The organism is Bradyrhizobium sp. AZCC 1577 (genome assembly GCF_036924575.1).
Taxonomy (GTDB): Bacteria; Pseudomonadota; Alphaproteobacteria; order Rhizobiales; family Xanthobacteraceae; genus Bradyrhizobium.
Genome location: NZ_JAZHRQ010000001.1, coordinates 2007138 through 2031816, shown reverse-complemented (window position 1 = coordinate 2031816; position 24679 = coordinate 2007138). Strand labels below are relative to the sequence as shown.

Annotated in this window: 28 protein-coding genes, 2 pseudogenes and 1 riboswitch; of the genes and pseudogenes, 13 read left to right on the top strand and 17 right to left on the bottom strand. The window is 60.0% G+C overall.

The genetic code is table 11. The features are described 5' to 3' along the window. Positions 1–899 precede the first annotated feature (899 nt). The 3 genes from V1278_RS09500 to V1278_RS09490 all read left to right on the top strand — a co-directional run bounded on the left by V1278_RS09500 (position 900) and on the right by V1278_RS09490 (position 4331). Complete coding sequence (locus V1278_RS09500; RefSeq protein WP_334380470.1) at positions 900–1112, top strand: hypothetical protein; 213 nt, start codon at positions 900–902, stop codon at positions 1110–1112. Between the two features lie 402 nt (positions 1113–1514). Then, positions 1515–2888, top strand: coding sequence for a DUF2252 domain-containing protein (locus tag V1278_RS09495; RefSeq protein WP_334380469.1), 1374 nt, complete (start codon positions 1515–1517; stop codon positions 2886–2888). 207 nt (positions 2889–3095) lie between these two features. Further along, positions 3096–4331 carry an anion transporter gene (locus V1278_RS09490; RefSeq protein WP_334380468.1) on the top strand — a complete coding sequence of 412 codons (1236 nt, stop codon included), beginning with the start codon at positions 3096–3098 and terminating at the stop codon, positions 4329–4331. Positions 4332–4382: 51 nt separating this feature from the next. Here the strand turns inward: V1278_RS09490 and V1278_RS09485 are convergent, their stop codons facing one another. Both V1278_RS09485 and crcB read right to left on the bottom strand, forming a co-directional pair. Next, the gene (locus V1278_RS09485; RefSeq protein ID WP_334380466.1) at positions 4383–4820 is read right to left on the bottom strand and encodes an EamA family transporter; all 438 of its coding nucleotides are present in this window, start codon (positions 4818–4820) and stop codon (positions 4383–4385) included. After that, the gene (crcB, locus tag V1278_RS09480) at positions 4817–5200 is read right to left on the bottom strand and encodes a fluoride efflux transporter CrcB (RefSeq protein WP_334380465.1); all 384 of its coding nucleotides are present in this window, start codon (positions 5198–5200) and stop codon (positions 4817–4819) included. Before crcB ends, V1278_RS09485 begins: the two co-directional genes overlap by 4 nt. A 27-nt stretch (positions 5201–5227) precedes the next feature. After that, positions 5228–5290, bottom strand: a riboswitch (Fluoride riboswitch). Between the two features lie 460 nt (positions 5291–5750). Between crcB and V1278_RS09475 the strand changes: the two genes are divergently transcribed. After that, entirely contained in the window at positions 5751–5930 is a 180-nt protein-coding gene (locus V1278_RS09475) for a hypothetical protein (protein ID WP_334380463.1), read from the top strand. 623 nt (positions 5931–6553) lie between these two features. On the opposite strand, the gene V1278_RS09470 is transcribed toward V1278_RS09475, so the two are convergent. Both V1278_RS09470 and V1278_RS09465 read right to left on the bottom strand, forming a co-directional pair. Continuing rightward, positions 6554–6778, bottom strand: a complete 225-nt coding sequence (locus V1278_RS09470; protein ID WP_334380462.1) for a response regulator — start codon at positions 6776–6778, stop codon at positions 6554–6556. Positions 6779–6999: 221 nt separating this feature from the next. Beyond that, entirely contained in the window at positions 7000–7167 is a 168-nt protein-coding gene (locus V1278_RS09465; protein WP_334380461.1) for a hypothetical protein, read from the bottom strand. Between the two features lie 687 nt (positions 7168–7854). On the opposite strand from V1278_RS09465, the gene V1278_RS09460 reads away from it, so the two are divergent. The 3 genes from V1278_RS09460 to V1278_RS09450 all read left to right on the top strand — a co-directional run bounded on the left by V1278_RS09460 (position 7855) and on the right by V1278_RS09450 (position 9688). After that, complete coding sequence (locus V1278_RS09460; RefSeq protein WP_334380460.1) at positions 7855–8031, top strand: hypothetical protein; 177 nt, start codon at positions 7855–7857, stop codon at positions 8029–8031. A 121-nt stretch (positions 8032–8152) separates the two neighbouring features. Further along, on the top strand, positions 8153–8389 hold the full coding sequence (locus tag V1278_RS09455; protein ID WP_334380459.1) for a PepSY domain-containing protein: 237 nt from the start codon (positions 8153–8155) through the stop codon (positions 8387–8389). Between the two features lie 408 nt (positions 8390–8797). Continuing rightward, positions 8798–9688 (top strand): DUF1259 domain-containing protein, encoded by an 891-nt coding sequence (locus V1278_RS09450; protein WP_334380458.1) that lies wholly within the window; start codon positions 8798–8800, stop codon positions 9686–9688. A gap of 551 nt (positions 9689–10239) precedes the next feature. Here V1278_RS09450 and merBA read toward each other — a convergent pair. Genes merBA through V1278_RS09425 form a run of 4 tightly spaced genes read right to left on the bottom strand, consistent with a single transcriptional unit; the run spans position 10240 to position 13484 of the window. Further along, positions 10240–12504 carry a bifunctional organomercurial lyase/mercury(II) reductase MerBA gene (gene merBA / locus V1278_RS09440; protein ID WP_334380457.1) on the bottom strand — a complete coding sequence of 755 codons (2265 nt, stop codon included), beginning with the start codon at positions 12502–12504 and terminating at the stop codon, positions 10240–10242. Next, positions 12501–12749 (bottom strand): mercury transport protein, encoded by a 249-nt coding sequence (locus V1278_RS09435; RefSeq protein ID WP_334380456.1) that lies wholly within the window; start codon positions 12747–12749, stop codon positions 12501–12503. The genes merBA and V1278_RS09435 overlap by 4 nt, the downstream gene beginning before the upstream one ends. Before the next feature lies 1 nt (position 12750). Beyond that, entirely contained in the window at positions 12751–13044 is a 294-nt protein-coding gene (locus tag V1278_RS09430) for a cation transporter (RefSeq protein WP_334380455.1), read from the bottom strand. A gap of 20 nt (positions 13045–13064) precedes the next feature. After that, positions 13065–13484, bottom strand: a complete 420-nt coding sequence (locus tag V1278_RS09425; protein ID WP_334380454.1) for a mercuric transporter MerT family protein — start codon at positions 13482–13484, stop codon at positions 13065–13067. An 85-nt stretch (positions 13485–13569) separates the two neighbouring features. On the opposite strand from V1278_RS09425, the gene V1278_RS09420 reads away from it, so the two are divergent. Beyond that, entirely contained in the window at positions 13570–13998 is a 429-nt protein-coding gene (locus V1278_RS09420; protein WP_334380453.1) for a MerR family transcriptional regulator, read from the top strand. Here the strand turns inward: V1278_RS09420 and V1278_RS09415 are convergent. Together V1278_RS09415 and V1278_RS36895 are read right to left on the bottom strand one after the other, a co-directional pair. After that, entirely contained in the window at positions 13995–14279 is a 285-nt protein-coding gene (locus V1278_RS09415; protein WP_334380452.1) for a hypothetical protein, read from the bottom strand. The genes V1278_RS09420 and V1278_RS09415 overlap by 4 nt on opposite strands. 668 nt (positions 14280–14947) lie before the next feature. After that, positions 14948–15130, bottom strand: a complete 183-nt coding sequence (locus tag V1278_RS36895) for a helix-turn-helix domain-containing protein (protein WP_442894644.1) — start codon at positions 15128–15130, stop codon at positions 14948–14950. Between the two features lie 1190 nt (positions 15131–16320). Here V1278_RS36895 and V1278_RS36890 point away from each other — a divergent pair. The 4 genes and pseudogenes from V1278_RS36890 to V1278_RS09400 form a co-directional block, all read left to right on the top strand. Beyond that, a pseudogene (locus V1278_RS36890) lies at positions 16321–16419 on the top strand (DUF1223 domain-containing protein); the annotation flags it as partial. Next, positions 16386–16661: a DUF1223 domain-containing protein gene (locus V1278_RS36885; RefSeq protein WP_442894624.1), complete on the top strand. Its 276-nt coding sequence runs from the start codon at positions 16386–16388 to the stop codon at positions 16659–16661. The pseudogene V1278_RS36890 and the gene V1278_RS36885, both read left to right, overlap by 34 nt. Positions 16662–16814: 153 nt before the next feature. After that, a complete protein-coding gene (locus tag V1278_RS09405; protein ID WP_334380451.1) occupies positions 16815–17912 on the top strand; it encodes an enolase C-terminal domain-like protein in 1098 nt (365 codons plus the stop codon). 3 nt (positions 17913–17915) lie between these two features. Then, a complete protein-coding gene (locus tag V1278_RS09400; protein ID WP_334380450.1) occupies positions 17916–18686 on the top strand; it encodes a 2-keto-4-pentenoate hydratase in 771 nt (256 codons plus the stop codon). 245 nt (positions 18687–18931) lie between these two features. Here the strand turns inward: V1278_RS09400 and V1278_RS09395 are convergent, their stop codons facing one another. The 7 genes and pseudogenes from V1278_RS09395 to V1278_RS09370 all read right to left on the bottom strand — a co-directional run bounded on the left by V1278_RS09395 (position 18932) and on the right by V1278_RS09370 (position 23646). Further along, positions 18932–19300 (bottom strand): glutathione S-transferase, encoded by a 369-nt coding sequence (locus V1278_RS09395; RefSeq protein WP_334380449.1) that lies wholly within the window; start codon positions 19298–19300, stop codon positions 18932–18934. Positions 19301–19492: 192 nt separating this feature from the next. Next, on the bottom strand, positions 19493–20296 hold the full coding sequence (locus tag V1278_RS09390) for an SDR family NAD(P)-dependent oxidoreductase (RefSeq protein ID WP_334380448.1): 804 nt from the start codon (positions 20294–20296) through the stop codon (positions 19493–19495). A gap of 18 nt (positions 20297–20314) precedes the next feature. Beyond that, entirely contained in the window at positions 20315–21022 is a 708-nt protein-coding gene (locus V1278_RS09385) for a glutathione S-transferase family protein (RefSeq protein WP_334380447.1), read from the bottom strand. After that, positions 21022–21552, bottom strand: a complete 531-nt coding sequence (locus V1278_RS09380; protein ID WP_334380446.1) for an EamA family transporter — start codon at positions 21550–21552, stop codon at positions 21022–21024. The genes V1278_RS09385 and V1278_RS09380 overlap by 1 nt, the downstream gene beginning before the upstream one ends. Before the next feature lie 46 nt (positions 21553–21598). Further along, a pseudogene (locus V1278_RS36880) lies at positions 21599–21964 on the bottom strand (EamA family transporter); the annotation flags it as partial. A 348-nt stretch (positions 21965–22312) separates the two neighbouring features. Further along, a complete protein-coding gene (locus tag V1278_RS09375) occupies positions 22313–22717 on the bottom strand; it encodes a hypothetical protein (RefSeq protein ID WP_334380445.1) in 405 nt (134 codons plus the stop codon). Next, positions 22714–23646, bottom strand: coding sequence for an alpha/beta fold hydrolase (locus V1278_RS09370; protein WP_334380444.1), 933 nt, complete (start codon positions 23644–23646; stop codon positions 22714–22716). Before V1278_RS09370 ends, V1278_RS09375 begins: the two co-directional genes overlap by 4 nt. A gap of 199 nt (positions 23647–23845) precedes the next feature. On the opposite strand from V1278_RS09370, the gene V1278_RS09365 reads away from it, so the two are divergent. Beyond that, positions 23846–24460 (top strand): TetR/AcrR family transcriptional regulator, encoded by a 615-nt coding sequence (locus V1278_RS09365; RefSeq protein WP_334380443.1) that lies wholly within the window; start codon positions 23846–23848, stop codon positions 24458–24460. Positions 24461–24679: the final 219 nt, after the last annotated feature.

Genomic DNA, 24679 nt, shown 5'->3' with positions numbered 1-24679 from the left:
GGTGGCCAGGCTTACTCAGGATTCATCGGCTCTCGTTCTCGTCGCCACCTCCTCGCGGGCCGATACGACCGAACAGGGGCGCGGAAGGCCGCCGCGGCCAAGCTCGCCGTCCATCCGTTCAAGGAATTGAGCCGGCGGTCGCTGCGCGCATCCCTCCACCCCGACCGCGGCACTGATGACGAACTGATCGATCGGATGCAGGAGATGGGGCGTCGCCTCGGACTCGAAGCGTTTCGACGACAGTCGAGTCTCGATCGACCCGCTCCGATGTCGACGACACGCACGCTGGACAGGGGTAGCAGATCGATCACAGGCTTGAAGAGGTCCGAAGAAGAGATCGCATTGAAACGATCGATAAGTTCAGAGGCTGCTGCCGTGTAGCCTTCGATCACTTGTTTGCATAGGTGCTTCCAAAAATGGCGCGACCATCAGGACAGTAGGCAGAGCGGGCCGCGACAAGAAAGGCTCAGAGCTTTGCAGTTCAAAGTCAAGATCCGGAAACGCCCGTACTGTGGGCCGTAGGAATGGTTGTGTGTGAATGAGACTTGCCTGACTAGAATTGTACCGGCTTTGGCGCAGCCACGCTTGTTTGGCTCAGAGCTCTCTTCATGAGCTGGAGTATCCCGAGGACGTGGCTCGATCGGAGGAAATCGATCTCCAATTGGCCTAAGAACGGAATGAAACGTCGATCTTTGACGAGAGACCTTCACGTCGCACATGTAGTCCTTACCTAAATTTCACAAATCCTATCGCTCAATTGAGTTGATTTTGCCGCGTCCTCGCTCAAGGCTTCAACCAGTCCGGTCGACAAAGTGCATCAGAGGGGCCTCTGGATCACAAACGTCAGCGACCTAAGTCTGCAGGACCTGGGCATCCTGAGTTGGAAAACGGAGAGCCACATGCCGCAATTCGATGTTGAAGTTGTTGCACTAATGCGGATCGCTCTTGAGGAGGTAATGTTGAGGGTGCCTGCAGAGTTCTGCAACGTGTCCGCGAAAGCCTATCTCGCTGAATGCATATTAACAGCAGCGGCGCAGGGCCGCACCAGTTACGCAGAGCTTGTAGCCGCGGGAGCTGACCACATACAGACCATCGCGTCGATGCTCTCATGAGTTCGCTGCGTGCGCTAGAGGCTGTCCACGTCCTTCCGAAGAGGCCGCTTAGGATAAGTCGGTACCAGCGCGAGTCTTTTCGTGCTGGAGCTCCACGCCTTGAAGGCTATGACACCCCCATTCGAGCCCCCGGTCGCTTCCGTGGAACGCAAGTCGGACACTATGGCCGTCATGCAGCGGAGGACTGCGGCCATGGTCGTCATGATGATCGGTCGGACCGTAGCAGGCAGGCCTGATAGATCGCCCGCTTAACGACTGTGGCTGTGCACGAGATACAAGGCGCGCTGCCTTCCGCTTCCTGGGAGGCCAGGGCCGGACCGGCGTCCCGCACAGCCACGCTTGCGGCTTGCGGACAACTAGGCGGCTTCATATACCGTTTGTCCTTCATTGGAGCACTTCCAGATGACGGTCACTTTGGGTACGCGTAGCGAACGGTTTCAAGTGGGCAAAGCGCTCCGACGCGAGACGCCGCGAGAAGCACATGCCGACCTTAAGGGATCGATGTCGCGCAATGCCGTTGCAATTCTCGCCGAGAGCGATCCGGATCGCGTTCCGGAGCTTGTGCCGGAGCGTTACGCGCGCATGACGCATAACCCGTTGGCCTTCCTGCGCGGCGCCGCGGCGGTGATGGCGACGGACTTGGCCGCCCAGCCAGTGGCCGGAGTACCGGTGCAGGCAGGCGGCGATAGCCACCTGATGAACTTCGGCGCCTTCGTTACTCCCGAGGACAATATCCTGTTCGACGTGAACGATTTTGATGAGACGCTGCCTGGCGTCGATTTCACCGTCGATCTGAAGCGTCTCGCAGCGAGCGTAGCGGTAGCGGCATCGGCCTCGGGCACAAGCAAGAAACAGGCCCGCGTGGTTGCGGCTGCGACTGTCAAGGCTTATCGGTCGCACATGTCCGCACTTGCCAAGCTGTCGCCGCTGGAGATCTGGCACAGCCGGGTCGACCTCGAACAGGAGATCAAGCGGATCGGCAATAGTGATCTGCGGCGCCAGCTCGCTGGCGTGATCGCTAAGGCGCGTGGCAGGGGCTTGGCGAAGGACGATAATTTCCCGCATCTGGTCAGCGGCGATCATCCGAAGATCGTCGATAAACCCCCTACCATTTTCCATCTCGATCCCAAGGCCGACCCGCGACACCGGCTTGGTGTCGAGCGCGTGTTCGCTGCCTATCGTAAAGGCCTCAATCCTGATCGGCAGCGGTTGCTCGACCGTTTCACAATGAAGGATCTCGCCTTCAAGGCGGTGGGCGTCGGATCCGTCGGCACATTCTGCTGCGTGGCATTGTTCATGACCGACGACAACGAGCCCTTGTTCTTGCAGGTCAAACAAGCGCAGCGATCGGTATTGGAACGGCTCGGCGGCAAGCATGCCTACAACGGAAATCAAGGCCGTCGGGTTGTGGAGGGCCAGCAGATGATGCAGGCCGCCAGCGACATCTTCCTGGGTGCTACGCAGGACAATGAGACCGGCCGTCAGTTCTATGTTCGGACGCTGAAAAACCGCAGGCTTGGCGCCGTCAGCGAAATCAGCGAAGGCGAGGCACTCTCCGACTATGCCCAGCTATGCGGTCGAACGCTCGCGCGTGCCCATGCGCGCTCTGGCGATCCGGCCGCGATCGCTGGCTACAGTGGCAAGAGCGACGCGCTCGATGACGCGATCGCGTCCTTCGCGACGGCCTATGCCGATCAGACAAGCGCCGATCACGCCGCTCTGGTGAAGGCGAAGGGGACCAAACCCACGGCTACAAAGAAAGCGCAAGCGGCTTAGTCGCAAGGTAGAACCAGGCTCCGGTCCAAGACTTAGGCGGCGTCAATCGCCTACCTGTGCGGCACGAAAATCCGCAAGGTGGCACTTTTCGGACTGCTGCCATGTCTCTCTTCGGTCGCTATCCTCGGACGAACGCGGAGGTCCCGCAGACATCGCGAAAGCCTCACGTTTGACCCATTTGAGACATGGCTCACAGGCGAAGGCTTGATGGGCGGAATGAACTGGATGCCTGAAACAACGAGTGCTGCTGCATGGTTGATCTTTCTTGCAACCTACGCCGTCATGGCCCTCGGCAAGTTACCCGTATACCGGATCGACCGGGCTGGGGCGGCCCTGCTGGGCGGCAGTTTGATGGTCGCCACCGGCGTATTGTCGCTCGAAGAAGCGTATCGAGCGGTCGACTTCAATACGATCGTGTTGCTGCTTGGCATGATGATCGTCGTCGCCAATCTCCGGCTTTCGGGATTTTTTCGCGTCATCACCTACTGGACCGCGGCCTACGTTAGACGGCCGATAACGTTGCTTGGAACGGTAATTTTTTCCTCCGGGATTCTTTCAGCGTTCCTGGTCAACGACACGATCTGCTTGGTGATGACCCCGCTTGTGCTCGAACTCGTGACACGGCTAAAGCGAAACCCTATTCCCTACCTCTTGGCGGTCGCGACCGCATCTAACATCGGTAGTGTGGCAACTATCACGGGAAATCCCCAGAACATTATCATTGGAAGCCTCTCAGGTATTCCTTACGGCGATTTCGCTGCGGCGCTTGTGCCGGTCGCAGTCATCGGGCTCATGGTCACCTCTGTTCTCATCGCATTATCCTATCGAAGTGAATTCCTTACGCCTGACCGGTTTGACAAAATCGACATCTCAGCCCGCTATCATGGCCCGCTGTTGGCGAAGTCACTTGTCGTTATGGCGGTTATGGTCGTGCTGTTCTTCTTCGGCCAGCCAGTCGCCAAGGTGGCTATAATGGGTGGTGCGTTTCTGCTGCTGACGCGGCGCGTGAGACCTGAAAAGGTCTATATCGAGATCGACTGGCCGCTTCTTGTGATGTTCGTCGGATTGTTTGTCGTCATCGGCGGGCTCGAGAAAGCGGTCATCACAGCCGATGTCAGCGCTGCGATCGCCCGCCAGCACCTCGACAACCCAACCATCCTGGCCAGCCTCACGGCGGTGCTGTCCAACCTGGTTAGCAACGTTCCGGCCGTGCTTCTCCTCAAGTCGTTCGTTCCGAACTTACAAGATCCGCAACGTGCTTGGCTTGTAGTCGCGATGGCGGCGACGCTGGCTGGGAATTTTACATTGGTCGGTTCTGTTGCCAATCTCATTGTCGCGCAGCGTGCCAAGGCGCGAGGCGTGGAATTAAATTTTTGGGCCTATTTCAAGGTGGGTGCGCCACTCACGGTCCTGACGATTGCTTTTGGGCTCTTGTGGCTCTGAACCAGTTCGGTCAATTCAAGAACAGTTTTAGCCGATGCGACGCCGTCTCCCCTAGGCTCGATAGGCAACAAGTACGGCACCGCACGCGATCAAAATCACACCGAGCCAATTTGGCAGCGCAAGCCGTTCACCCAAGAAGAGCACTGCGAAAACTGACACGAAGACGACGCTGAGCTTGTCGATCGGAGCAACGCGCGCGGCATCCCCGAGCTTCAAGGCGCGGAAGTAGCAAATCCAAGAAGCGCCCGTAGCGGCACCCGATAGGAAGAGGAACAGCCACGTTTTTGGGGATACGCTGGACGGCTGCTGCCAATTCCCGGAGGCGTAGACGATCAGTGCTGCCACTAACAGGATGACAACGGTGCGAATAAACGTCGCAAAGTCCGAATTGACGTTCTCGATACCGATCTTTGCGAAGATGGCTGTTAGGGCCGCGAATCCTGCGGAAAGCAGCGCCCAAAATACCCAGGAGAGCAGAAGATTTTTCATACAAGTGCCCTAACAAATCGCAGCGCCGCGATCAGGGCACCAACGGACAGCGTCACCGAAGTCACCATGTAAGCAAATGATGCCAACGTCTGTCCACGTTCAATCAGGTAGTAGGTGTCCAGAGAAAATGTGGAAAAAGTCGTGTAGCCACCGCAGACGCCGACCGTCAGGAATATCCGCATTACCTGCGACAAATCCCATTTGGCTGCAAAAAGGCCGACGCACGCACCAATCAAAAATGAGCCGGTCACGTTGATTACGAGCGTGCCCCAAGGAAAGTCTGTTCCGAATAATCTTCCCGATCCGACGCCGACCAAATACCGCGCGACTGATCCGAGTGCGCCACCGGCGCCTACCGCAAGAATGAGTTGAGGGGTCATTTGCACATGCTCCTACCTGCGCTCCCGCGCTCAGTAGGAGTCATCAGCCAAAATGGCGGTTATCGGGGGAACCCCATCCCCATCACTGTGGATGAGATAAGCGAAACAGTCTGCATCGACAACCCGACTAGCTATTTTTTCCAGGCCACGCTCGCCTTCAATATCGAGATGATCCCAAAGCCGTGGGCAGAAGCCTGTCCCAGCGTCCCACTCCCTGTGCGGGACAGCGCTCAGGCGCTGCGAAGCGCCAGCGGCGAATCTGTGGCTGTCAACGCGAGCATTTGCATGGGCGTTTGCCTGATCGTTTGCGGAACGTTCGCCGGGAGCGGTCATTACCGCGTGCGTCCCGGGTCATAACCTTGGACCGGGCGCATCCGGTGGGACGGCCCGCCACCACACCAGCCCCCGATGGTGCGGCCGATCTCATGGTGTCGACCTGCCGGCAGCAGCATGATCGGCGGGCTCCAGGCGGCCTCGGTCCAAGCTTCAGACACTTCGAACCGAGGCCGCTCGATGCGAGGCGGGGATTGAAACAACAATGCGAGGAACTATGCCGAAGGCCAAGAAAGTGATGCGGCGCGAGTACACCCGCGAGGACGTGAAAGCTCTGAAGGCGCACTCGAAGTCCAGGACGCCGATCGCCAAGATCTCCAAGCAGATGAAGCGGTCGGTCCCCGCACTGAGGGCGAAGGCGCACCAGCTCGGCATCGGGCTCGGTCACCAGCGCTAAGGCTGCCCGATGGTTTGATCAGTGCGAAGCGTTCGCTACCCGCGACCGCCGTCAGATCGTCGACGGTGATCTGACGTTCTTCTTCTCGGCGTCCATCCACGTTCAGGTAAAAGTAGATGTCGCCCTCGCCTTAGACTACGGGGGTCAGCGCGAGGCGCCCGCAGCACTGTCGTGCCAGGTTGTTCCGGTTAAGGCCGTCGGTCACCTAGGCGCACCGGAGCCCGCATTAATAGCGGGCAGCCGGCCCATCTTCAATCGAGTCGCAGAACTCTACTAGGCGCAGTACCGTCGTGCAGTTCGGGCATTCGTAGGAGGTTATGACGTATTCGTCGGTAACCGGCACCCGGACGGTCAGCTTGCGGTCGACGCCGCAAGGGACACACATAGGTTTCGCAGTCGCATTCACGGAGACAACTCCCGGTCATCAACCTACGATCGCTGTCTGGTGTGCACCAAAGGTTAATTTTCTGCACCGTACTAACACCGCCGATATCCGCAGGAAGGCAAGGCTGGGAAGCGCCACCGCAGCAGTTACGACGGTAATTGACCGCGATCCCAAGGAGATTGCAGCGATCAACCTGTGCCGAATACTGGTCGACGGTTTCTCGACTTGAGCCGATCGGTCACAGCGATGTCGTGCTAGTATTAAGAAGCTGAGAAACCGCGGTGAGGAGTTGAGCGGGTGCGAAGGGCTTTTCCAGGAGGATGCTGTTTGGAACACCGCGCGATTTCCATTCCTCCGCGCTGGTGCCAGTCATGTAGGCGATCGGGAGATCCGGATCGATCTCGCGAACCTGTCGCGCCACGTCCCAGCCGGTTATGCATCTACCTATGTTGATGTCGGTCAACAGCGCACGGTATCTGCGGTCAGCCTTGCGGAAACGCCCTCCTCACCCGCATTCAGCAAAGTCAGCTTCGAAGCCGCCGTCTGACAGGACTTCTTCTATGAAGCTCTGCACGGCCGGTTCATCCTCGACCACGAGAACAGGAATGGCGTCATTCATTCCGGGATTCCTCTTGCCACATTGCAGGAGGCGGCCGTGGTCGCCGCAGCCATCAACCTTCGTGCTCAATCTCTGAGCGGCGGAGTTCTGACGATCTCCGGTTTCTCCTCCGCTTTGGATTTGAGGTCGGCTGCCTTCTCGATGAGGCCGGCGGCAACATCAGGATCGCTGATAACTTTCGCGAACTTGATCAGTGTCGCTGCTTGTCTGATCAGATACTCGCTTCCTGGCACTGCTCGCTTCCCTGCCGCTAGAGACCCAAGCATGACGTTTCAACAGGGGGCCAGTTCCCGATGACGGTACAAAAGTGAACACAAGGCTTGGGGAAGCCTGTGGTCGACGCCTCCAAAAATCCCATGGGAGATCTAGGATCAATCTAAAGGGCAGGACGGGCATTATTGTGCGGCAGTGCAAACGGAATGGCCGCAGATCGCTCTGCGGCCCACCGGATCGAAGTATGCTTGTCGGTACTGAAATTCGCACCCCCGGCTCTGCCGCCAGCATTAGCACCGAACCGGCCCTTTTCATTCCCCGTTAGACTACGGTCACGGGACGTTCCGTGTCCGGAAAGTCTTTTCCAGAAAAGGGCAATCTCTTTCCCGATCGGAACAGACCGTCAACGGCGGCGGCCGAGAGTGTTCTCTGAGCACGGAGCGCTCGCCGGCTATACCCAAGTATGCTGGAACGAAAGCCACTGCCGCTTCATTTGGTGATCATGGATCGGATATTACTCACGGTGATCGCGGCGGCCCTGCTGATACTGATCGGGTCGGCCACCATGCTGATCTACAGCACTGGGCATTCGGTCGCTCTACCGTCGGTGACGCAATGTGGCTTCTGGGGCGAGATAAGCGACGGGATGTCTTGCCGATGAAGCCCATGACCCGAGGTTCGAGGTCGACCAATCGCGGAGAGTAGCCATGTGGGCACTTGAGGTACTCGCGATCTATGTAACGCCGTTCTTGCTCTTGGGAGCGGCCATCAAATTCCTGATGAAGCGCTATGGCGTCGATCTATCGGACGTCCAATCGCAGGCCGGGCACAACCGCAGAGCACGCAAGGTGTTTCTGTTGGGCGGATGGAGGACCGAAAAATAAGGGCGCGGATCACGCCGCGCGGCACGACATGGCTCTGAGAGCGGAACCGCTGTCTCGAATAAGCGTTGAAGCATCTCCGAGCATGTTTTTGTGGTTCGCACCAGCATAGGGAGCACAGATCATGTCGGCCCGAGCAGTCTTTCAAGCGGTCCTTTGTTCTCTTGTGATGGTTAGCGCCTTGTCGCCTGCCCACGCCCTGACCGAGCAGGAGCTTATAGCCAAGCTTGAAGCCGCGGGTTATTCGCAAATTCGAGATATCAAATCCACCGCCGAAGGTACGTCCGTCAAGGCGACGAAAAACGGCAAGGAAGTATCCATCGTCGTCGACCGCAGCGGCAAAATCCAAGAGCGGCGCTAGAGACTGGCTCTCTCGTCCCGGCAAGCCGTTGCCGGCAAGAGGTCTGCCGTTTATTTTATTGGCAGTTTTGGATCCGCCCTTCCTCTTTGCTGGAATCCGGCGGAGCCGTCGCACCCGTCGAAAGAATTGACAAAGATCGTCTTCACGCTGTTGTTAATTCAAGCCCGCGCTGATCATCTGGGAACGCATTGACAGCGTAAGTCGCAAGCGTTCTATTCGGAGCATGGGGGCAGGCGATCCCCCCACGAGGCGACATGCCCAAGTATCGCGTCCCGTTTTACGAGGGCGCACGTATGTCTGTACGTCTCCGTCTCATCAAAAGACTCATCATAGCTCAGCCGCGATTCATCGTGTCGCCGGAATCCGCTTTGTGCGGCCCAAAGTTTCGGGCGTAGATAGGAGGAAACTATGAAACATCCCCTCATAGTATTCACGCTGGGCGCAGCGCTGTTGCTGTCGTTGCCGGCACGCGCTGCTGAGATTGACTGGAAGAAGGTGGATGCGGCGTTAGGCAAAACCGCCGCCGTGAGTGGTGAAGTTCACCGCTATGGACTGCCACGATCCGACCTCCACGTTACGCTGGACGGCATCGCAATCAAACCGGCATTAGCGCTCGGCGGTTGGGTGGCCTTCGCGCCGATGCACGGCCAGGCGATGGTCATGGGCGATCTCGTCCTGCTCGAGACCGAGATTACGCCGGTCATGACCAAGCTGCTGGACAGCGGATTGGAGATCACGGCCATCCATAATCACATCCTTCGCGCCTCTCCCGCGACGTTCTACATGCACGTGGCCGGTCACGGCGATCCGGAGAAGATGGCCGCTGCGATCCGCGCGGCACTGTCGACGGGAAGCAAGACATCGTTCGATCCGCCCGCTGCGACGGCGGGGGCGGCTCCGACGGTCGATCTCGATACCGCGAAGCTGGACGAAATCATGCGGGCCAAGGGCACTGCGACCGGCGGCGTCTACCAGTTCGGCATTCCGCGACGCGAGCCGGCCAAAGAAAGCGGAATGCAGGTCAACACCGCGCTCGGCGGCGCCAACGCCATCAACTTTCAGCCGACAGGCGGCGGTAAAGCGGCTATAACAGGCGATTTCCTGGTGACCGGCAACGAGGTCAATCCGCTGATCCGGGCGCTGCGATCGGGCGATATCGACGTGACGGCGATCCACAGTCACATGCTCGACGAAGAGCCGCGGATGTTCTTCATCCATTTCTGGGCCAATGACGACGCCGTGAAACTGGCGCGCACCGTCCGCGCTGCGCTCGACAAGACGGATGTCGCGCAACATTGATCGATCACTTGCGACATCGGGCGGCCTCTTCTAGTGGGCTTGATGTGGCGGAACGAGAATAGCAGTGCGAGGCCATAGGCGATTTTGAACGTGCCGCAAACGACCAGCGGCAGACCGGAAGGCTATCATCAACAGCGCGCCTGATATGCCCGACTGACTGCGGAAGCGAGGCTGCGCGGCACTGCCGTGACGGCTGGCGGCGGGACGCTCCGCCGGCGTGACCACGGCCCACCTAGGAGATGCCTAGGAGATGCGGGTCGGCACGCCCATCTGTGACAAAGCCGAGCGCACTGTCATGCGAGTAAGCAATCTGGAGGAAAATCGTTGCCGAGTGCAGATAGCTTGGCAACTGACGATCTCAGTCGATAGCTCGCCAGTCTAAGAACGGAGAATCTTTCCATAAGTGATCGGATGGGGTGTTCGCGGGTCGCGCGCTCGATTTCCTGGCTTCAGCCTCGTGGTCATCGGTGCAACTTTGCCCATGCGCGCATCGGCGGCACTGCTGAAGGGCTTTTCCTTGAATGCCATGGCGCTCTGGGCTCGATGGTTTCTTACCCCGCGCAGCACGACAGCTTGGCCACCTCTTTGTTGAACGAGAGCGCAGCAAGCTTCAAGCCTTCCACGGTGGTGAGGTACGGGAAAATCGTCTCGGCGAGCCGCTGCACAGTCAGGCCGCATGAGATTGCCAGTGTCGCGGTCTGGATGCTGTCGGCGCCCTCGGGCGCCAGGATGTGGGCGCCGAGGAGCTTGTCGCTGCCGGCGTCGGCGACGAGCTTAATAAGTCCGCGCGTGTCGCGCGCAGCGAGTGCGCGAGGCACCTGATCGAGGTGGATCGTGGAGACGCGGACATTGTAGCCGGCCGCGCGCGCGGCGGATTCCGTCAGCCCTACGCTGGCGACCTGTGGATCGGTGAACACGATGGCCGGCATCGCAGCGTTATCGTAACGCAAGCTATCGCCGTTGAGGGCGTTCTTGGCGGCGAGCTTGGCCCCATAGGCCGCCATGTAGACGAACTGGTCGCGCCCCGTGACGTCGCCCGCGGCATAGATCCCGGCCTTGGTGGTGCGCATGCGGTCATCGACGACGATGGCGCCCTTCGGCGTGAGGGCTATGCCGTGCTCGGCGAGTTCAAGGCCTTCGATGTTGGGCGTGCGGCCGGTGGTGATCAGCACCTGATCGGCGTCGATCGTTGTATCTTGACCGTCGCGGGATATATCGAGCGCAATACCTTTATCGATCTTCCGGATCGCACGGTAGGCGACGCCGGAAGCCACGGTAATGCCCTCATCTTCGAAATACCTCGTCAGCGCCGCGCTGATCTCAGGCTCTGCCTTAGGGAGCAGGCGTGACCGGCACACGAGCGTCACCTTGACGCCAGTGCGGGCGAACATCTGAGCGAGCTCCGCGCCGATATAGCCACCGCCGATAACGAGCAACGATCGCGGCAACTCCTCAAGGTCGAGCGCAGTTGTGCTGGTCAAATAGCGTACGGTCCCGATACCTGGGATGGCGGGTACGGCCGGCCGCGCGCCGGTCGCGATGATGATCTTAGCAGCCGAAATCCGCGCGCCGCCCACCTCGACACCACCATCTATGAGGCGCGCCGGCCCTTCACGATAGGCGATGCCGTTGTAAGCAGGGAGCAGGTTCGTGTACTTGGCCTGGCGCAGCTCGGAAACGAGGGCGTCCTTCTGACGAACGGTGCCGCGCCAGTCTGTCAGGTCGGCCTCGGCCGTGATGCCGGCAAAACGAGCTGCCACGCGCGCGTTGTGAAGCGTCTCGGCGGCGCGGATCAGGGTTTTTGACGGCACGCACCCGATATTGACGCAGGTGCCGCCGATGGTGCCACTGCCGATGAGCGCCACTTGCGCGCCCTGATCGGCGGCGGCGATCGAAGCCGAGAAGCCGGCCGAGCCAGCGCCGATGACAACGAGATCGTAGGCGCCATTATTGTGACCGATCGCGCGGACATGACGGTCTGCCGGTGCGCCGATCTTCGAGGCCGGGCCGGCCGGCGCTCGTGGTGTCGTCTCGAGGCCAGCGAGGCTCGGTCCGAAGAGAGCTCGACCAGCCTCCAACCCTTCCTCGATTGACAGCCGGAATCCTGGCTCGTTAGAGGAACGCTCGCGGCGCCAAGCGGCAAGATGGTCGTCCGAACAGAAGAAGGCCGTTGTCGCGCAGAGTGAGTTCGCGGCGCACGCGCCTTCATAGCGGATGCTTTGCCACATGACGGCCGTCCCCGGCTCGATTTGGGCGAGCGCCCGCCCCCAATCCCGGGTAGCGATCGCGACCGGCGCGCCACAATGGCGGCAGCGCGATGCAATCGTGATGTCGCGATCGGTCATGGCGCCGATGCCGAGCGCATCGACCGCGCACATGGCGTTGAGAACACGTCCGTCCAGCGTGACCCGGTGGCCGGTGTCCCGGTCAGTGAAGGGATAGGCGCCGACGATCCGTTCGTTATCGAGCACGACGAGGTCGCGACCGCGGAGTTCCTCGAGCAGCGGACGAATGGCGGTCTCGTTCAGCCTCGCGCGCTCTGCAAGCGCGCCTGGGGTCGGGGCTCGTCCATCCTCGGCATAGAGTTGGAGCAGCGCGACGCGAACGCGGTCGGTGGCGGGATCGTAGCCGCTCCAGCGATCGAACACATGGTCGGTTCTGACCATGGCCTGCAGAGCCTCTTGAACCGTCGGCGATGTGACCACCGACCAGTCCGGAAACGTCACGCCTGGCCGTACGGCGTGGCTTGGCAGCGTAGCGGATGTCGAAGCCGGAGCCTTGTTTCGAGGGGATGAGGACGCGCAGCAATCGTTCATGGCTTCACACTTTCCTCGTGAACCTTGGACTTACGGGCCGCAGCTGTTGCCCGGCGATGATGGATGCCCCATGCGATGAGAGCGATTGCCGCGAGCATCAAGGGAATGATTACCAGACCCGCGCCCGCCAGCCACGCGCCAAAACCGGCTAAGGGCAGGCCTACGACCAGAAGCGGCGCCGCGCAGCAGATCCCGGCGAGGATGGCGCCCGCCACGCCAACGCGAGTCAGCGTGTGGTCGTTCATCTCAACCACCCTGCTGCCTCAGGTGCGCGGGATAGCCCGCATTCACGCTGGCGGCTGCGATGGCGTCGGGGTTCGTCTTCGCGTCGTCGAAGGTCACGGTCGCAGTCTTGGCTTGAAACGAGACGGCGACCTTCGCGACGCCGGGGACCGCCGTCATCGAGGTCTTCACGATGTAGGGACATGAGGCGCACGTCATGTTGTCGACTGCGAAGATGACTGTGCGCTCGCCGGCGAATGCGGCCGGCGCGGTCATTAGCGAGGCGATCATGGCTAAAGCGCTCAAGGTCTTATTCATGATAAGTGGTCTCCTTTGTCTCAGGCGCGAAGCAGCAGCGGGGCGATGTAGTCGAAGGCGAAGGCGGACAGGACGATCACGGTGGCGATCCAGAGCGCGAGCTGAACGATGCGGCTGGGGATAGGACGGGCGCAGGCAGCAGCGTCGGCGCAGGCGCGCTTGGGCTTCCAGTAGACGAGATAGAAGCCGTAGCCGAGCAGGCCCGTCGTTCCGGCGACGAAGAACGGCTTGTAGGGTGCGAGCGCCGTCAGATTGCCGATCCAGGCGCCGCCGATGCCGAGGCTGAACAGAACGAGCGGGACGATGCAGCACGAAGATGCTGCGAGCGCGCCGAGAATGCCGCCGGCGGCGACCAGGCGCTGCCGTGCGACCTCGCCCCGCTTGGACGCAGGCAGCTCGGCCGCCGCTACCCCCGGTGTTCCGGATCGCGATGCAATCATCTCCGCCCTCGCTTTCCTTGCTGAAATCGATCGTGCGGCGTAGGATGAAGTCTGTAGTGGCTACAGGCTCAAGCGGAACCTTTTGATGCGCGATCAAGCTGTTGTGAGGGGTATGCAGCGGGCCGAACTGGCCCGGCGGACCGGCAGCAATCTGGAGACCGTGCGCTACTACGAAAAAGTCGGCCTCTTGCCGGAGCCGCCGCGTACCGCGGGCGGCTATCGCAGTTACGACACGACGCATGAGCGCCGTCTTCGGTTCGTGCTGAGGGCACGTGAACTTGGCTTCTCCTTGGATGAGATCCGAGCGCTGCTGCGTCTCGTCGACGAACGCGATCAGCCCTGCGCAGAGGCACGCGCCGTCGCGGCGATCCACCTCCAGGATGTCCGCGCGAAGATCGCCGATTTGAAGCGCATGGAGCGCGTGCTTAAGGACGTGGTCGCCCAATGTGGTGACGGCACGCTGCCTGAATGCCCGCTGATCGAGACGCTGTTCGGCGAGACGGCTGTCAACTAAGTCGAACTCGCCGCCTTAGATGGCGGTTGCTGGGCACGCATCCAATCAGCGATCTGCTGCGCCCCGTGAAGATCGCGCTTGTCGGAGCGCAGCACCTCGAGCCAGGAGGCGATCTGTCTCCTCAAGACAAGCGGTCGTCGAAGCGAGGATGCGCTGGATTCGACGGCTCTCTGGAATAACACGTCCGTGGGACCTTCCCTGGCCCGCTCATTGCGCGACTGCTGTTCGGTTGCGGCGATCGGTTCGTCATGGAAGATCCCGGCAGTCTGATAGCTACGCATCCTCTTCTCGGCCACGGGAGCGTCGGCTCGCAGCTTTGGTAGCGGGGGGAGCGCTACCAACCCCACGCCGATATCGCCTCCAATCTTTCGCATGAAGTTAGCTGCAAGCTCGATCCGCTAAATTCGCAGATACGACTACAACTCGCTGCGGCCACCGAACGCCGCAAGAAGCCGAATTCTGTCCGCTAAAGAGGACGCGTCAGCCGGGCGGTACAGCATTTGGTACAGCATGGCGCAAGGCGACAACGCTTAAGTACTGATGATGCCTCGCTTTTCGAAATGTCCCGTTCCAATCCATCATGGGACAGACTCACACCCCGACATGCAGTGTTCCGAACGATCGGGGCTAGCCAGGTCCGATCCCGATTCACTAACCGCACCAGTTTCGCACCAGAAACGACCCCAACAAAACGCAACGAACGCGATCGACCTCAAACGAAAACGCAGCAAAATCAACGAAGCTGATCGATAATCTGCCGCTCATAACAGTCTGGCTGAGGCTGTGAGTGCTGCCCGCCTCTCACTACCCATGCGGCCGAATTCTGGCAGGAGCGCCGCGCGGACGTGCGGTGGTGGGCGGACGAGTTCGACCGGCTAAGGGAGCACGGTCGCGTCATCAAAATGAGTGCCTGAGGAAAAGGGGGTTGCTCCCTTAAGTCGCACGTCCATTAGTTCGACATGTTGGTGTCAAGGAGCGCCATAAGTGAGCGCACCACTACTAGTCGCCGACGTCCGATCGTTGTCGTGACGATACGCCCAGCTCCTATCAACTCGTAAAGCTTCGTGCGTCCCAAGCCGGTCACTTCGCATGCATCGTCAATCGTGCAGGTGAGCCGCTGGGCGAATGGCATCGTGCTCGGTTCTGCGGCTTTCGGAGCGGATAGACTGACTTGTGACTGTTGTCCGCCAGTTTTCTCACGTCGACTGTATCTCACGTGGCCCTCCTATTCGCACAAAGCTCGACAGGACAAGAGTTGATTGTGCGACGAGCAACGTCAATGCGAACATCCGAGGGCGCTCGCGTACGACAGCGCACGTCAGCGGCGCTTTGAATATTTCCGGACACCAAGGGCTATGAGGAAATTTTTCGGAAATGCGCCAGCCACAGTGAGGCATGGCGCCGAGGCTAATCTTGCTAATGTCAGCAGCAAATTCCCCAAGCGTTCGCCGCTGTTCACCAGCGTCTTATTCAACCATTATTCAACGAACGCGGCTGATGGCTACCTAAGTGCCTGAGTTTGCTGGCGCTCCCTAGGGGAATCGAACCCCTGTTTCAGCCTTGGCGAAGTCGATCCGCTCAATCATCGTCCTGAAAGAGTCCTGTAGATGTCAATCCCGGCCCGTCTGCACGCGTAGGCGTGACCGCACCAGTTTCGCACCAGAAACGACTTCGCCAAAAGGCAACGAACGCGAGCGAACCCGAACGAAACCACAGCAAAATCAACGAAGCTAGCCGATATCCCGCCGCTCATAACGGTCGGGTTGCAGGTTCGAGTCCTGCGGGCCCACCAAGAGATCAATGACTTACGCCGGGCGGCGCAAGCCAAGGAAAGCCCGTCACAGTTATCGCCACAGATAGTGACGTGGTCTGTTCGAGCGCGAAGCGTGCTCGAGCCGTACATGAGTGCCTCTTACGTTTGATCTGGAGAAGTCACACGACGTGCGCGGTGTCGATGCCCATCTCTGTCGCCGCGCTCGCACGGAAGCAAGGTGCATGACCACGTCGTTCGATGGGCACGAACACCAGTTTCTCTGGGCCTGAATAGGTGGTGTAGGCTCGTCTCCGACCTATACCCAAGAACCAGACGCAATGTCCGAAACGCGCCACGGAAGCAAAATCGCTTCATTCGCGGGCCGAAATAGTATTCCGCCGAGCCTTCCTAGTCCCACACAACGCTTAGCCATCCCCACGCTCACCATTTCGTGTTGACCTCTCCCGTAACGAAACGCTTGGCGTCGAAACAGGAAGACAGCGAACTGGAGGAGTGTGATCTCTCTGCGCCTTTTCACCCTTGCCGGCCTGGCTTTGGGCCTGCTGCCTATGATGGCTCCTGCGGCTGAACGCCCCGTGGTCGTTGAACTCTTTACGTCGCAGGGCTGTTCGTCGTGTCCGCCGGCGAATGCCTTTCTCAACGAGATGACGAAAGGCCGGCCGGATGTCCTGCCACTAGCCTTTCACGTCACGTATTGGGATCGCCTCGTTGGAAGGACCCGTTCTCACTGGAGGCGGCCACATCGCGTCAGGATCGGTACGGTCGCCGTTTTGGTGACGGATCCTACACCCCGGAGATGGTGGTTGATGGAGGGGTCGGCCTGGTTGAGTCGCGCCGCGATGAAGTTAATGCGGCCATCGAACAGACACCTCCGCCATGTCGTGGTTGAGGTCGCTTCGGCCACGACATGCGTACCTCTGGTGTGGCCTCCTGCTGACGGTATTGACGAACAGCATAAGACAAGCCATTTTGGATCAACTGATCTAAAACGATTACTGGTTCGCAAGCACGGCGCGACCCGGCCCACATCGGAGAAAACCGATTGACGAAGTTCGACCCGCCGGTGCTCCGCTCGCTGACGGGAACGGCCGTCAGGTTACCAATGAACCGGCCACTCGGGACCAGCGCCAGAAGCATTGATGAAGCATGCCTATTGCTTCTCGATCTCCTGACCGAGGACGGCGTCGCTGGTCACGCCTATGCGTTCTGCTATCAACCTTCAATTGCGCGCTCTCTCGTTCCTATTGTTGCCGAGCTTAGCACGCAGTTGGCCGGCCAGCTCCTCGTCCCGCTGGATTTGGCGCGGGCGGTTTCGCGCTATTTCCGCCTCCCGGGCGTGACCGGGCCGTTGGCGATGGTAGCATCCTCCGTCGACACGGCGGCTTGGGATGCGCTTGCAAAGGCGGCAGGAATGCCGCTCGCGACCTACCTAGGTGCGGCCCGCCACCCGATTCCCGCCTATAACAGCAATGGGCTGGGCCTCATGGCTCCGGAGGCCGCCGCCGACGAGGCCGAAGCACTGCTCGAAGGCGGGTTTACCGGCGTGAAACTCAGGCTTGGGCGAGGTCATTTTGAGCACGATCTGGCGACTGTCCGCGCAGTCCGAAAGCGGATCCCGGATGCCGTGCGGCTCATGGTCGACTTCAATCAGGCGCTGACGTTTTCGGATGCCATGACGTATGCGCTCGCGCTCGATCAGGAAGGCGTTTACTGGATCGAAGAGCCCACCCGGCACGACGACTATCGCCACATGGCGCGCATCGCTCAGGCGGCACGGACTCCCATTCAGATTGGTGAGAATTTCACCGGCCTTGCCCCCATGGCGGCCGCGCTGGAGGCGGATGCGTCCGACTATGTCATGCTCGACCTGGATCGGATTGGCGGTGTCACTGGCTGGCAGTGTGCGGCGGGACTGGCCGCCGCCTATGGCCGGGAAGTCTCGTCGCATCTATTCCCCGAGGTGAGCGCACACCTGATGGCGGCGACGCCCGGCCGTCACTGGCTCGAATATGTTGATTGGGCGAACCCGATTCTGCAGGAGCCGCTCGTCATCAAAGACGGTATGGCCATCATTTCGGACAGCCCCGGAAACGGTCTCGCTTGGAACGATGACGTTCTTGCGAAATACCGGCTCGATTAAGCCGTGATCGCAAGCAGCGCAAGCGTTCCGGACGATCTGTTGAAAGCATTGGCTGTTCGGCAGTGGCGCGATTACCAGCACGGCTCTCCAGGACAGTCCCTCGCGGACCCTTTGCTCGCGCTGACGCTTCACGAATCCTACCAGCTCCAGATGGAGATCGCCCGCCTCCGCTGTGCTGCCGGAGACATGGTCGCCGGCTACAAGGTCGGATGCATCGGGCCTGCCATCGAAGAGCAATTCGGGATGAGTGGACCTATTCATGCGCGCTTGTTCAGGAGCGAACTTCGGTCCTCCGGCGATCGGCTTCGGCACAGCGCGTACGCCAACCTGGCAATTGAAGGAGAAATGGCGCTTCGCTTCGGCTCCGACGGCGGTATTGCCGCCGCCTTTCCCGTTATTGAACTGCATCACTTCGTGTTCCGCGGCCAGCGAAAGACGCTAGTCGAGCTTGTCGCGAACAACGGCATCAATGCGGGAGCCGTTCTTCCCCAGAACGATGCCATGATGCCACTTGCGCGCTGGACCAATGCCGAGAGGCTTTCGGTCGCTATCAACGGAGCCGTGGTCGATGCCGGTGCTTTGTGGGCCATGCGCGGGGGTCCGGTCGAGGCCCTTGACTGGCTGAAACATGATTTGGCCCGCTTCGGCGTGGCGCTTACCCCAGGAGACCTGATCCTTGCCGGTACGCCGCTTGGGCTTTATCCGGTAAGACCCGGCGACCATGTGGTCGTGTCCGTGGACGACCAGCCCTATGTGAATTGCCACATCGTCTGAGCAGGTCGGCTAGCTCAGGGGCTTCATCACCACCCGCTGAAACGGCTTGCGCGCACATATGCGTTCGTACCAGCTTTGCAGATGTGACGCGTGTCAAGTTCGTACCAGCGGTGAACGGCCACGGCTGCTCGGATATCGCCCATACTGAAGCTGTCCCTCCCACAAACATACGGCCGGAAAGCTGCGCATCCAGCATCCGCACGGACGCCAATGACAGTTGCTCGCCTCGCGCGATGACCGAGGCGTCACGTATCAGGAGACGTGCGGACAAGCTGGATGAACAGTGGGCGCAAGGCTGGCCAGAACACGGTTGCCTGCCAGTCCATCCACCGTTCTGCGTCGAAACGCATTTGCACATCGGACGGGCAAAAGGCGCGCATCCGGATCCTTGTGCGCAAATAGCGCACAATGACGTTCGATTCCCAGAGGCGGAAATTGCCGTCCTCGATGGTAGGTACAAGGCCGTTGGGGTTGAGCGCAAGGTATGCCGGCGTCCGCGTTAGTCCGAAGTCATTCCCCGCATCCACTCCTTCAAAATCGAGGCCGAGCTCACCGCAGCACCAGAGTACTTTCTGGACATTGATCGAATTCGCTCTGCCCCAGATCCTCAACATGGCCGACTAGCCAGGAAGCTTTTCGGCCAATACTGGAGGCTGGCGGATATGGGGCGGATTCGCGCGGAGTTCAGCAGCCTCGCCATGAGGGCAGCGGCCACCGCACCGTTGAGGCGCGCGGTCCTGCCTGCTTCATCGTCAATGCGGGTCATCGCCTGTATCTTCTCTCGGGGTCACATGTCGTTCTTCGCCCTAAAGCGCCGAATGATCGCGCACTGCGTCTGCTAATGCTGGCTTGAGATCGAGGAAACGTTGATCGAGCGCCGCCGGATTGTCCCGATTGAGCGCAATCATCTTTGCCCTGGCTTCGCCACCGCGGATCACGTCGAAGGCACCTTGTTCAATCCCTGCGATAATGGCTTCAGCGACGGCGCCGGCGGATTCACGGGTGAAACCAAGTTCCGGCCCCGCGCGATTGGAGCTCATCATCGGCGTTTCCGTCGCGCCAGGATAGACGGTCATGACATGCACACCTTCACCCTTCAGCTCGCGTCGGAGCGATTCACCAAACTTGGCCAGGCCTGCCTTGACCCCGGCATAGGTCGCGTAGAACGGAGCTGCCACCAGCGCGATGCCGGACGTCACGTTCACAACCAATCCTTCCCCGCTCGCCCGTAGCGCAGGCAAGGCGGCTCGCGTTAACAGGATCGGCGCGACAAGGTCGACTTCGATCATTGCGCGTATTTCAGCTTCGGTCGTCTCTTCGAGCCGCCCCGCCCTCACGCCGCCAGCGTTGTTCACGAGTACATCGAGCCCGCCCAGCGACTTGAGCGCCGCAGCGAGCGTCTCTTTGCGTCCCTCTTCCGTACCTACGTCGGCCGCCACGCATTCGACGCGGCCGCGTTCACCAAGCTGCTTGGCGGCCTTGCGCAAAACGTCGGCCCGACGGCCGGTGATCATGACGTTTGCACCCTTGCCCAGCGCAGCTTCGGCGAAGGCGTAGCCGATGCCGCTGGAGCCACCGGTAATGAGCACCCGCTTGCCCTGTAGATTCATTCTATCCTCCCGTGAGTTTCAGCGGGCCACCTTTGGGTAATTGGATGGAAACAATGCCCGTCGCGTTTCCTCATCCACTTCCTTCTTGAATACGTGACCCTTGCCGACAGCTCGCGCCTTGATCACCGACGGACGACCATCTACGGCCGCGAACCAGCGCTGCAGATTCGGGAATGGCGCGAGTGGCGCGTCGTCGCCAGGCAGAACGCGCGGTGCGCGGTCGAGCCACCCCCAGGCCGAGATATCGGCGATCGTGAAGCTGTCGCCGACGATAAAACTGCGATCCGTCAGATGGGTGTCGAGCACCTCGTAATGACGTTCGACCTCGCGTCGATAGCGATTGATCGCGTAGGCCAGCTTCTCAGGGGCGGCGTGCTGGAAATGCACTGCCTGGCCGGAGAACGGACCGATGCCGCTCGCGATGAAGAAGAGCCACGACAAAAGTTCGCCCCTGTGCTCCGGGGCCCCGAGCAGGCGGCCTGTCTTTTCGGCGAGATAGAGTAGAATGGCGCCTGAATCGAATACTCGTGTTTCCTTTCCGCCGGGCCCCTCTGTGTCCACAATGGCCGGCACCTTGCCGTTCGGATTGATGGACCGGAACGGAGCCGTGTGTTGTTCGCCTTTGCTCGTGTCAATCGGAACGAGCTCGTAGGCGAGACCCACTTCTTCGAGTAGGAGCGCAATTTTGGCAGGATTGGGGGTTGGATGGTAGTAGAAGCGGATCATCAGTTCTCCTCCGTTAATTTGTTAAAGTGGCCAGCGGCGGCCGCCACAACGCCGAGGGCAATGACGCAAATGGGGCTCGCGGAGACGAAGGTCGGGAACTCTCCGAGAAGTGGAATGGCGAGCGCGGTCGCGGTGACCGGCACGAGGGCAATGATGGCAGCGGCCGCGCGAGTCCCCAGCGAGAAGACGGCGCGGTTGAATGCGAAGATCGCAACCACACTTGTCGGGACGCCTTGATAAATCGACTGAAACAGCAATTCACCGCGGGATGCCTGGCTTAGGTTCGAAAGATTGAAGCCGACGTAGATCGGCAGGTAGAAGACCGCGGACCAAAGGCAGATTAGAGCCGCGGCCTGGAAAGGCGTGAGCGGCGCCCGTCGCAGCCGCAATGTATAGAGAACCCACAAGGCAGCCGCGCCCACGAGAGCTGCGGTTCCGCCCACATCGAAGGCACCGGTCTCTGTCACATCGCTGTATATCAAGGGCGGGATCCCGCCTGCGATTAAGGCATAACCGGCAAACTGACGCATTGGCGGGACTTCGCCTAAAAAAACCCCACGCGATGAGGCCGGCAAACACGGGCATCAACGTCGGCGTTACAGTGGAAATTAGTGTGGCGGTCGTGAGCTGCAGCCCAAGAGCGACCAAAAGGATGAAAGGGGGGCCCCAAAGAAAAGCCAACACAACTCCATGAAGCCACTCACGGGGCGCCAATCGCGATGGGCCATCGAGCAGGGCCGGCGTGAGAAATAGCGCCCCCTCACCGAAGCGTAGCGCAATGACGTCCCAGATACGGAGCTCGTGCCGCAGCCCTAACCTGGTAACGACGAACCAGCCAGAGAAAATGGCTACGGATAGTCCGGCCCAACCCACACCGCGCGTGATCCGCCATCGATCGAGTGATTTGCGAGGCAAGGTCGTTTTGGCTGAGTTCGACGTCATGACATTTGTTTTAGATCATGTGATCTAAAATGAATCAAGCGCCGTTTCCAAGTGATGCCGATCACCGCCGCCTCATCACCGGAAAATAGGAATTAGAGCCGAGCTTTGTGCTGTTTCGTACTCGCGGAGCGGTTTGCGAAACGTGACCAACACGATTGAGCTGAAGGTCGATACCTGCTGACGTCACCCATTGGGGCGTACGCCCCCACGTTCATGCGCAAATTTCCTGCCTTCAAGTCGCAACGGCGCGGGACACGTTTGCGCCACAACCGTGTCGACGGCGCAAGCAGCTATCTGGGGCTTCGGAAGGGCGTAAGGCCGCGTTGCGGCGTCTCTTATCGCTCGTCCTCAGTTGGGTGGCGCCGCCGGCACGCGGTAAAGCCGCCCCGTGCGATCGAAATCCCCAACTGTCCACGGACTGCCCACGCCGCCAACCATCCAGCGGAGGATCGCCCACAAATCGCTATCGAGCGTCGCGCCGTCTACGGGCTCGAGCGCCTCCACTATGGCGTGAATTTCGATTCCTGATGGGAACGGCTCGCCACTGCGGCCAATGAAAACAAGCGCGTAGGCGAGGCCTGAAGGCGCCTGAACAAAGCCAGGCTCGGCCAGGCCCTTGCGGTCCAGTTCGAACGTCCGGACAAAGAACTCGCGAAATTCGGGGTAGTGCGCAACGCGATCCTCGGCCAAGGCGAAGGATAACCGCTTCCCATGCAAATCCGGATTCTCGATAACCGTGACTTCGGTCATCATCTTTTCTCCCCTTTATCGAGGCGATCCATGAAGTGGCGAATGAGGTCCGCAATCTCGGGACCGGAGTCTTCTTGCAGGAAGTGACGACCGGTCACAAGGAGCGGACCTTCGGCATGGGGCATCATTTGCTTGAATCGACTCGAAAAAGTCGTTGCATCGAAGACGTCATCCTCGCGTCCCCATATAATCAAGGCGGGCAGCTTCGATCGGGACAACTTCTGCTCCAGCCACTGAAACCGTTCATACGCGCGCGCATTCTCGTCCAGAGGAATCCAGCGCGGCCACACCCAGGTAAGAAGGCGTGAGGCAGCATCCGGGAGCGCCGCCTCATAAGCCGCTTGTGCGCCGTGCGCGAATTTCTCGCGATCGACGACCGACAAGTAGACGCCACGTCGGGCAAGCGCTCCGTGATTGCCAAGAAGATAGGGACCGACGAGCGGCGCATGCATCATGCGCCAGGGAAAAATGCGGGTGTGAAACTCGGCCGGCGGCAGCGGCCAGGCCCAGGTGCTCATGATTGTGAGGGCCCGCACGCGCTCCGGATTGCTCATCGCGAATGACAGCCCCGTTGGGCCGCCCCAGTCGTGGCAGACGAGCATGATTCGCGATAAGTTGAGCTGGCGCATCAAGGCAGTCAGGTTGGCAACATGCCCGTCGAGGGAATGCGCCTGTTCCCGAGTCGGCTTCTCGGACAGGCCGAAGCCGATCATATCGGGGACGATCACGCGGCGACCAGACCGCACCAAGGGTCCGATCATGTCGCGGTAGAGGAAACCCCAGGTCGGATTGCCGTGCAGCAAGACAATCGGGTCCCCTACCCCCTCGTCGATATAATGCATGCGCCAGCCGTTCACGCTTGCCTCATGCGGCGCGTAAGGCCATTGGGCGCGAAGGGCCCCAGGTAGCGTGTTATCAAGGGACAGGGCCACGGTTCCTCCTTACCTCAGTCGCCTGCGCACGAAGCGAGGCTCCGCAAGGCTGGAAATTATAGATCAAACGATCTAAAATGACCAGTCAATGACACGAAGATGAGCGTTGAGGTCCGCAACCGAGATTGTCAACATGCCGCGCCGGATGCTAAGGGATTACTTCATGTAATCAGGTATTTAACGATGGAGGCCAGCGAGAATGGCACGGCCGCGCGAGTTTGACGAAGCCGCCGTGCTAGACGCGGCGATCGAGCGATTCTGGCTGCGTGGTTATGAGGCGACATCCGTGCGCGATCTGGCCGACGAGATGAACATCGCGGGCGCCAGTCTCTACAACACCTTCGGTGACAAGCGGGGATTATACGAGCGGGCGCTGAACCGGTATCTTGATCAAACCTTCCGCGAGCGCATTCGACGAATCGAGCCCACGCATCCGCCCCGCGAAGCCATTACCGTTTTCCTGCAGGAAATCATCAATCGGTCGTTGACGGACAAGCAACGGCGCGGCTGCATGCTGGTGAATTCAGCCATCGAAAGCGCGCCCTTTGATCCTGATTTTCTGGTGATCGTTGCGATGTTCCTCGATGAAGTCGAGGCCTTCTTCCTTCGATGCGTATCCAAGGGTCAAAAGAACGGAACAATCACGCGCGCGCATTCAGCGGCGGATCTTTCAAAATCGCTGCTTGGTATCTTGCTTGGCATCCGCGTGCTCGCACGGGTTCGGCCCGAGCGCGCCCTCCTTGAAGGACTCGCGCGCCCAATATTCGGCTTGCTGGACAACAAGGGTTCGGCGCGCCGCACAAAGTCCCGTTGATAAACGGGCATGGATCCGGGCCAGGGCTCGCGGGAAGCGGTTAGCAACGTTCGCTTCCTATCCAAGTTCGTGGGGCCGCCTCTCTTTGTCGGCAATCGCCAGTATGCGGTGCAGGTCCTTCCGTCCGGCCGTGCTTCGCTGACCGCCATCGCCGCCCGTGAACGTCAATCGACCTTAAGGTAGCGTTAAGTTTCGCATCCGAGGGCAGCCCATACAGGA

Bases quoted from the DNA above. Each gene is read 5' to 3' on its own strand.
- V1278_RS09490 (WP_334380468.1), top strand. From the start codon at position 3,096: ATGGGCGGAATGAACTGGATGCCTGAAACAACGAGTGCTGCTGCATGG.
- V1278_RS09385 (WP_334380447.1), bottom strand. From the start codon at position 21,022: ATGATCCGCTTCTACTACCATCCAACCCCCAATCCTGCCAAAATTGCG.
- V1278_RS09415 (WP_334380452.1), bottom strand. From the start codon at position 14,279: ATGCGTAGCTATCAGACTGCCGGGATCTTCCATGACGAACCGATCGCC.
- V1278_RS09395 (WP_334380449.1), bottom strand. From the start codon at position 19,300: ATGTTGAGGATCTGGGGCAGAGCGAATTCGATCAATGTCCAGAAAGTA.
- V1278_RS09425 (WP_334380454.1), bottom strand. From the start codon at position 13,484: ATGATTGCATCGCGATCCGGAACACCGGGGGTAGCGGCGGCCGAGCTG.
- V1278_RS09430 (WP_334380455.1), bottom strand. From the start codon at position 13,044: ATGAATAAGACCTTGAGCGCTTTAGCCATGATCGCCTCGCTAATGACC.
- V1278_RS36895 (WP_442894644.1), bottom strand. From the start codon at position 15,130: ATGCCATTCGCCCAGCGGCTCACCTGCACGATTGACGATGCATGCGAA.
- V1278_RS09450 (WP_334380458.1), top strand. From the start codon at position 8,798: ATGAAACATCCCCTCATAGTATTCACGCTGGGCGCAGCGCTGTTGCTG.
- V1278_RS09455 (WP_334380459.1), top strand. From the start codon at position 8,153: ATGTCGGCCCGAGCAGTCTTTCAAGCGGTCCTTTGTTCTCTTGTGATG.
- V1278_RS09365 (WP_334380443.1), top strand. From the start codon at position 23,846: ATGGCACGGCCGCGCGAGTTTGACGAAGCCGCCGTGCTAGACGCGGCG.
- V1278_RS09495 (WP_334380469.1), top strand. From the start codon at position 1,515: ATGACGGTCACTTTGGGTACGCGTAGCGAACGGTTTCAAGTGGGCAAA.
- crcB (WP_334380465.1), bottom strand. From the start codon at position 5,200: ATGACCCCTCAACTCATTCTTGCGGTAGGCGCCGGTGGCGCACTCGGA.
- V1278_RS09435 (WP_334380456.1), bottom strand. From the start codon at position 12,749: ATGAACGACCACACGCTGACTCGCGTTGGCGTGGCGGGCGCCATCCTC.
- V1278_RS09375 (WP_334380445.1), bottom strand. From the start codon at position 22,717: ATGATGACCGAAGTCACGGTTATCGAGAATCCGGATTTGCATGGGAAG.
- V1278_RS09420 (WP_334380453.1), top strand. From the start codon at position 13,570: ATGCGCGATCAAGCTGTTGTGAGGGGTATGCAGCGGGCCGAACTGGCC.
- V1278_RS09475 (WP_334380463.1), top strand. From the start codon at position 5,751: ATGCCGAAGGCCAAGAAAGTGATGCGGCGCGAGTACACCCGCGAGGAC.
- V1278_RS09500 (WP_334380470.1), top strand. From the start codon at position 900: ATGCCGCAATTCGATGTTGAAGTTGTTGCACTAATGCGGATCGCTCTT.
- V1278_RS09485 (WP_334380466.1), bottom strand. From the start codon at position 4,820: ATGAAAAATCTTCTGCTCTCCTGGGTATTTTGGGCGCTGCTTTCCGCA.
- V1278_RS09380 (WP_334380446.1), bottom strand. From the start codon at position 21,552: ATGCGTCAGTTTGCCGGTTATGCCTTAATCGCAGGCGGGATCCCGCCC.
- V1278_RS09460 (WP_334380460.1), top strand. From the start codon at position 7,855: ATGTGGGCACTTGAGGTACTCGCGATCTATGTAACGCCGTTCTTGCTC.
- merBA (WP_334380457.1), bottom strand. From the start codon at position 12,504: ATGAACGATTGCTGCGCGTCCTCATCCCCTCGAAACAAGGCTCCGGCT.
- V1278_RS09390 (WP_334380448.1), bottom strand. From the start codon at position 20,296: ATGAATCTACAGGGCAAGCGGGTGCTCATTACCGGTGGCTCCAGCGGC.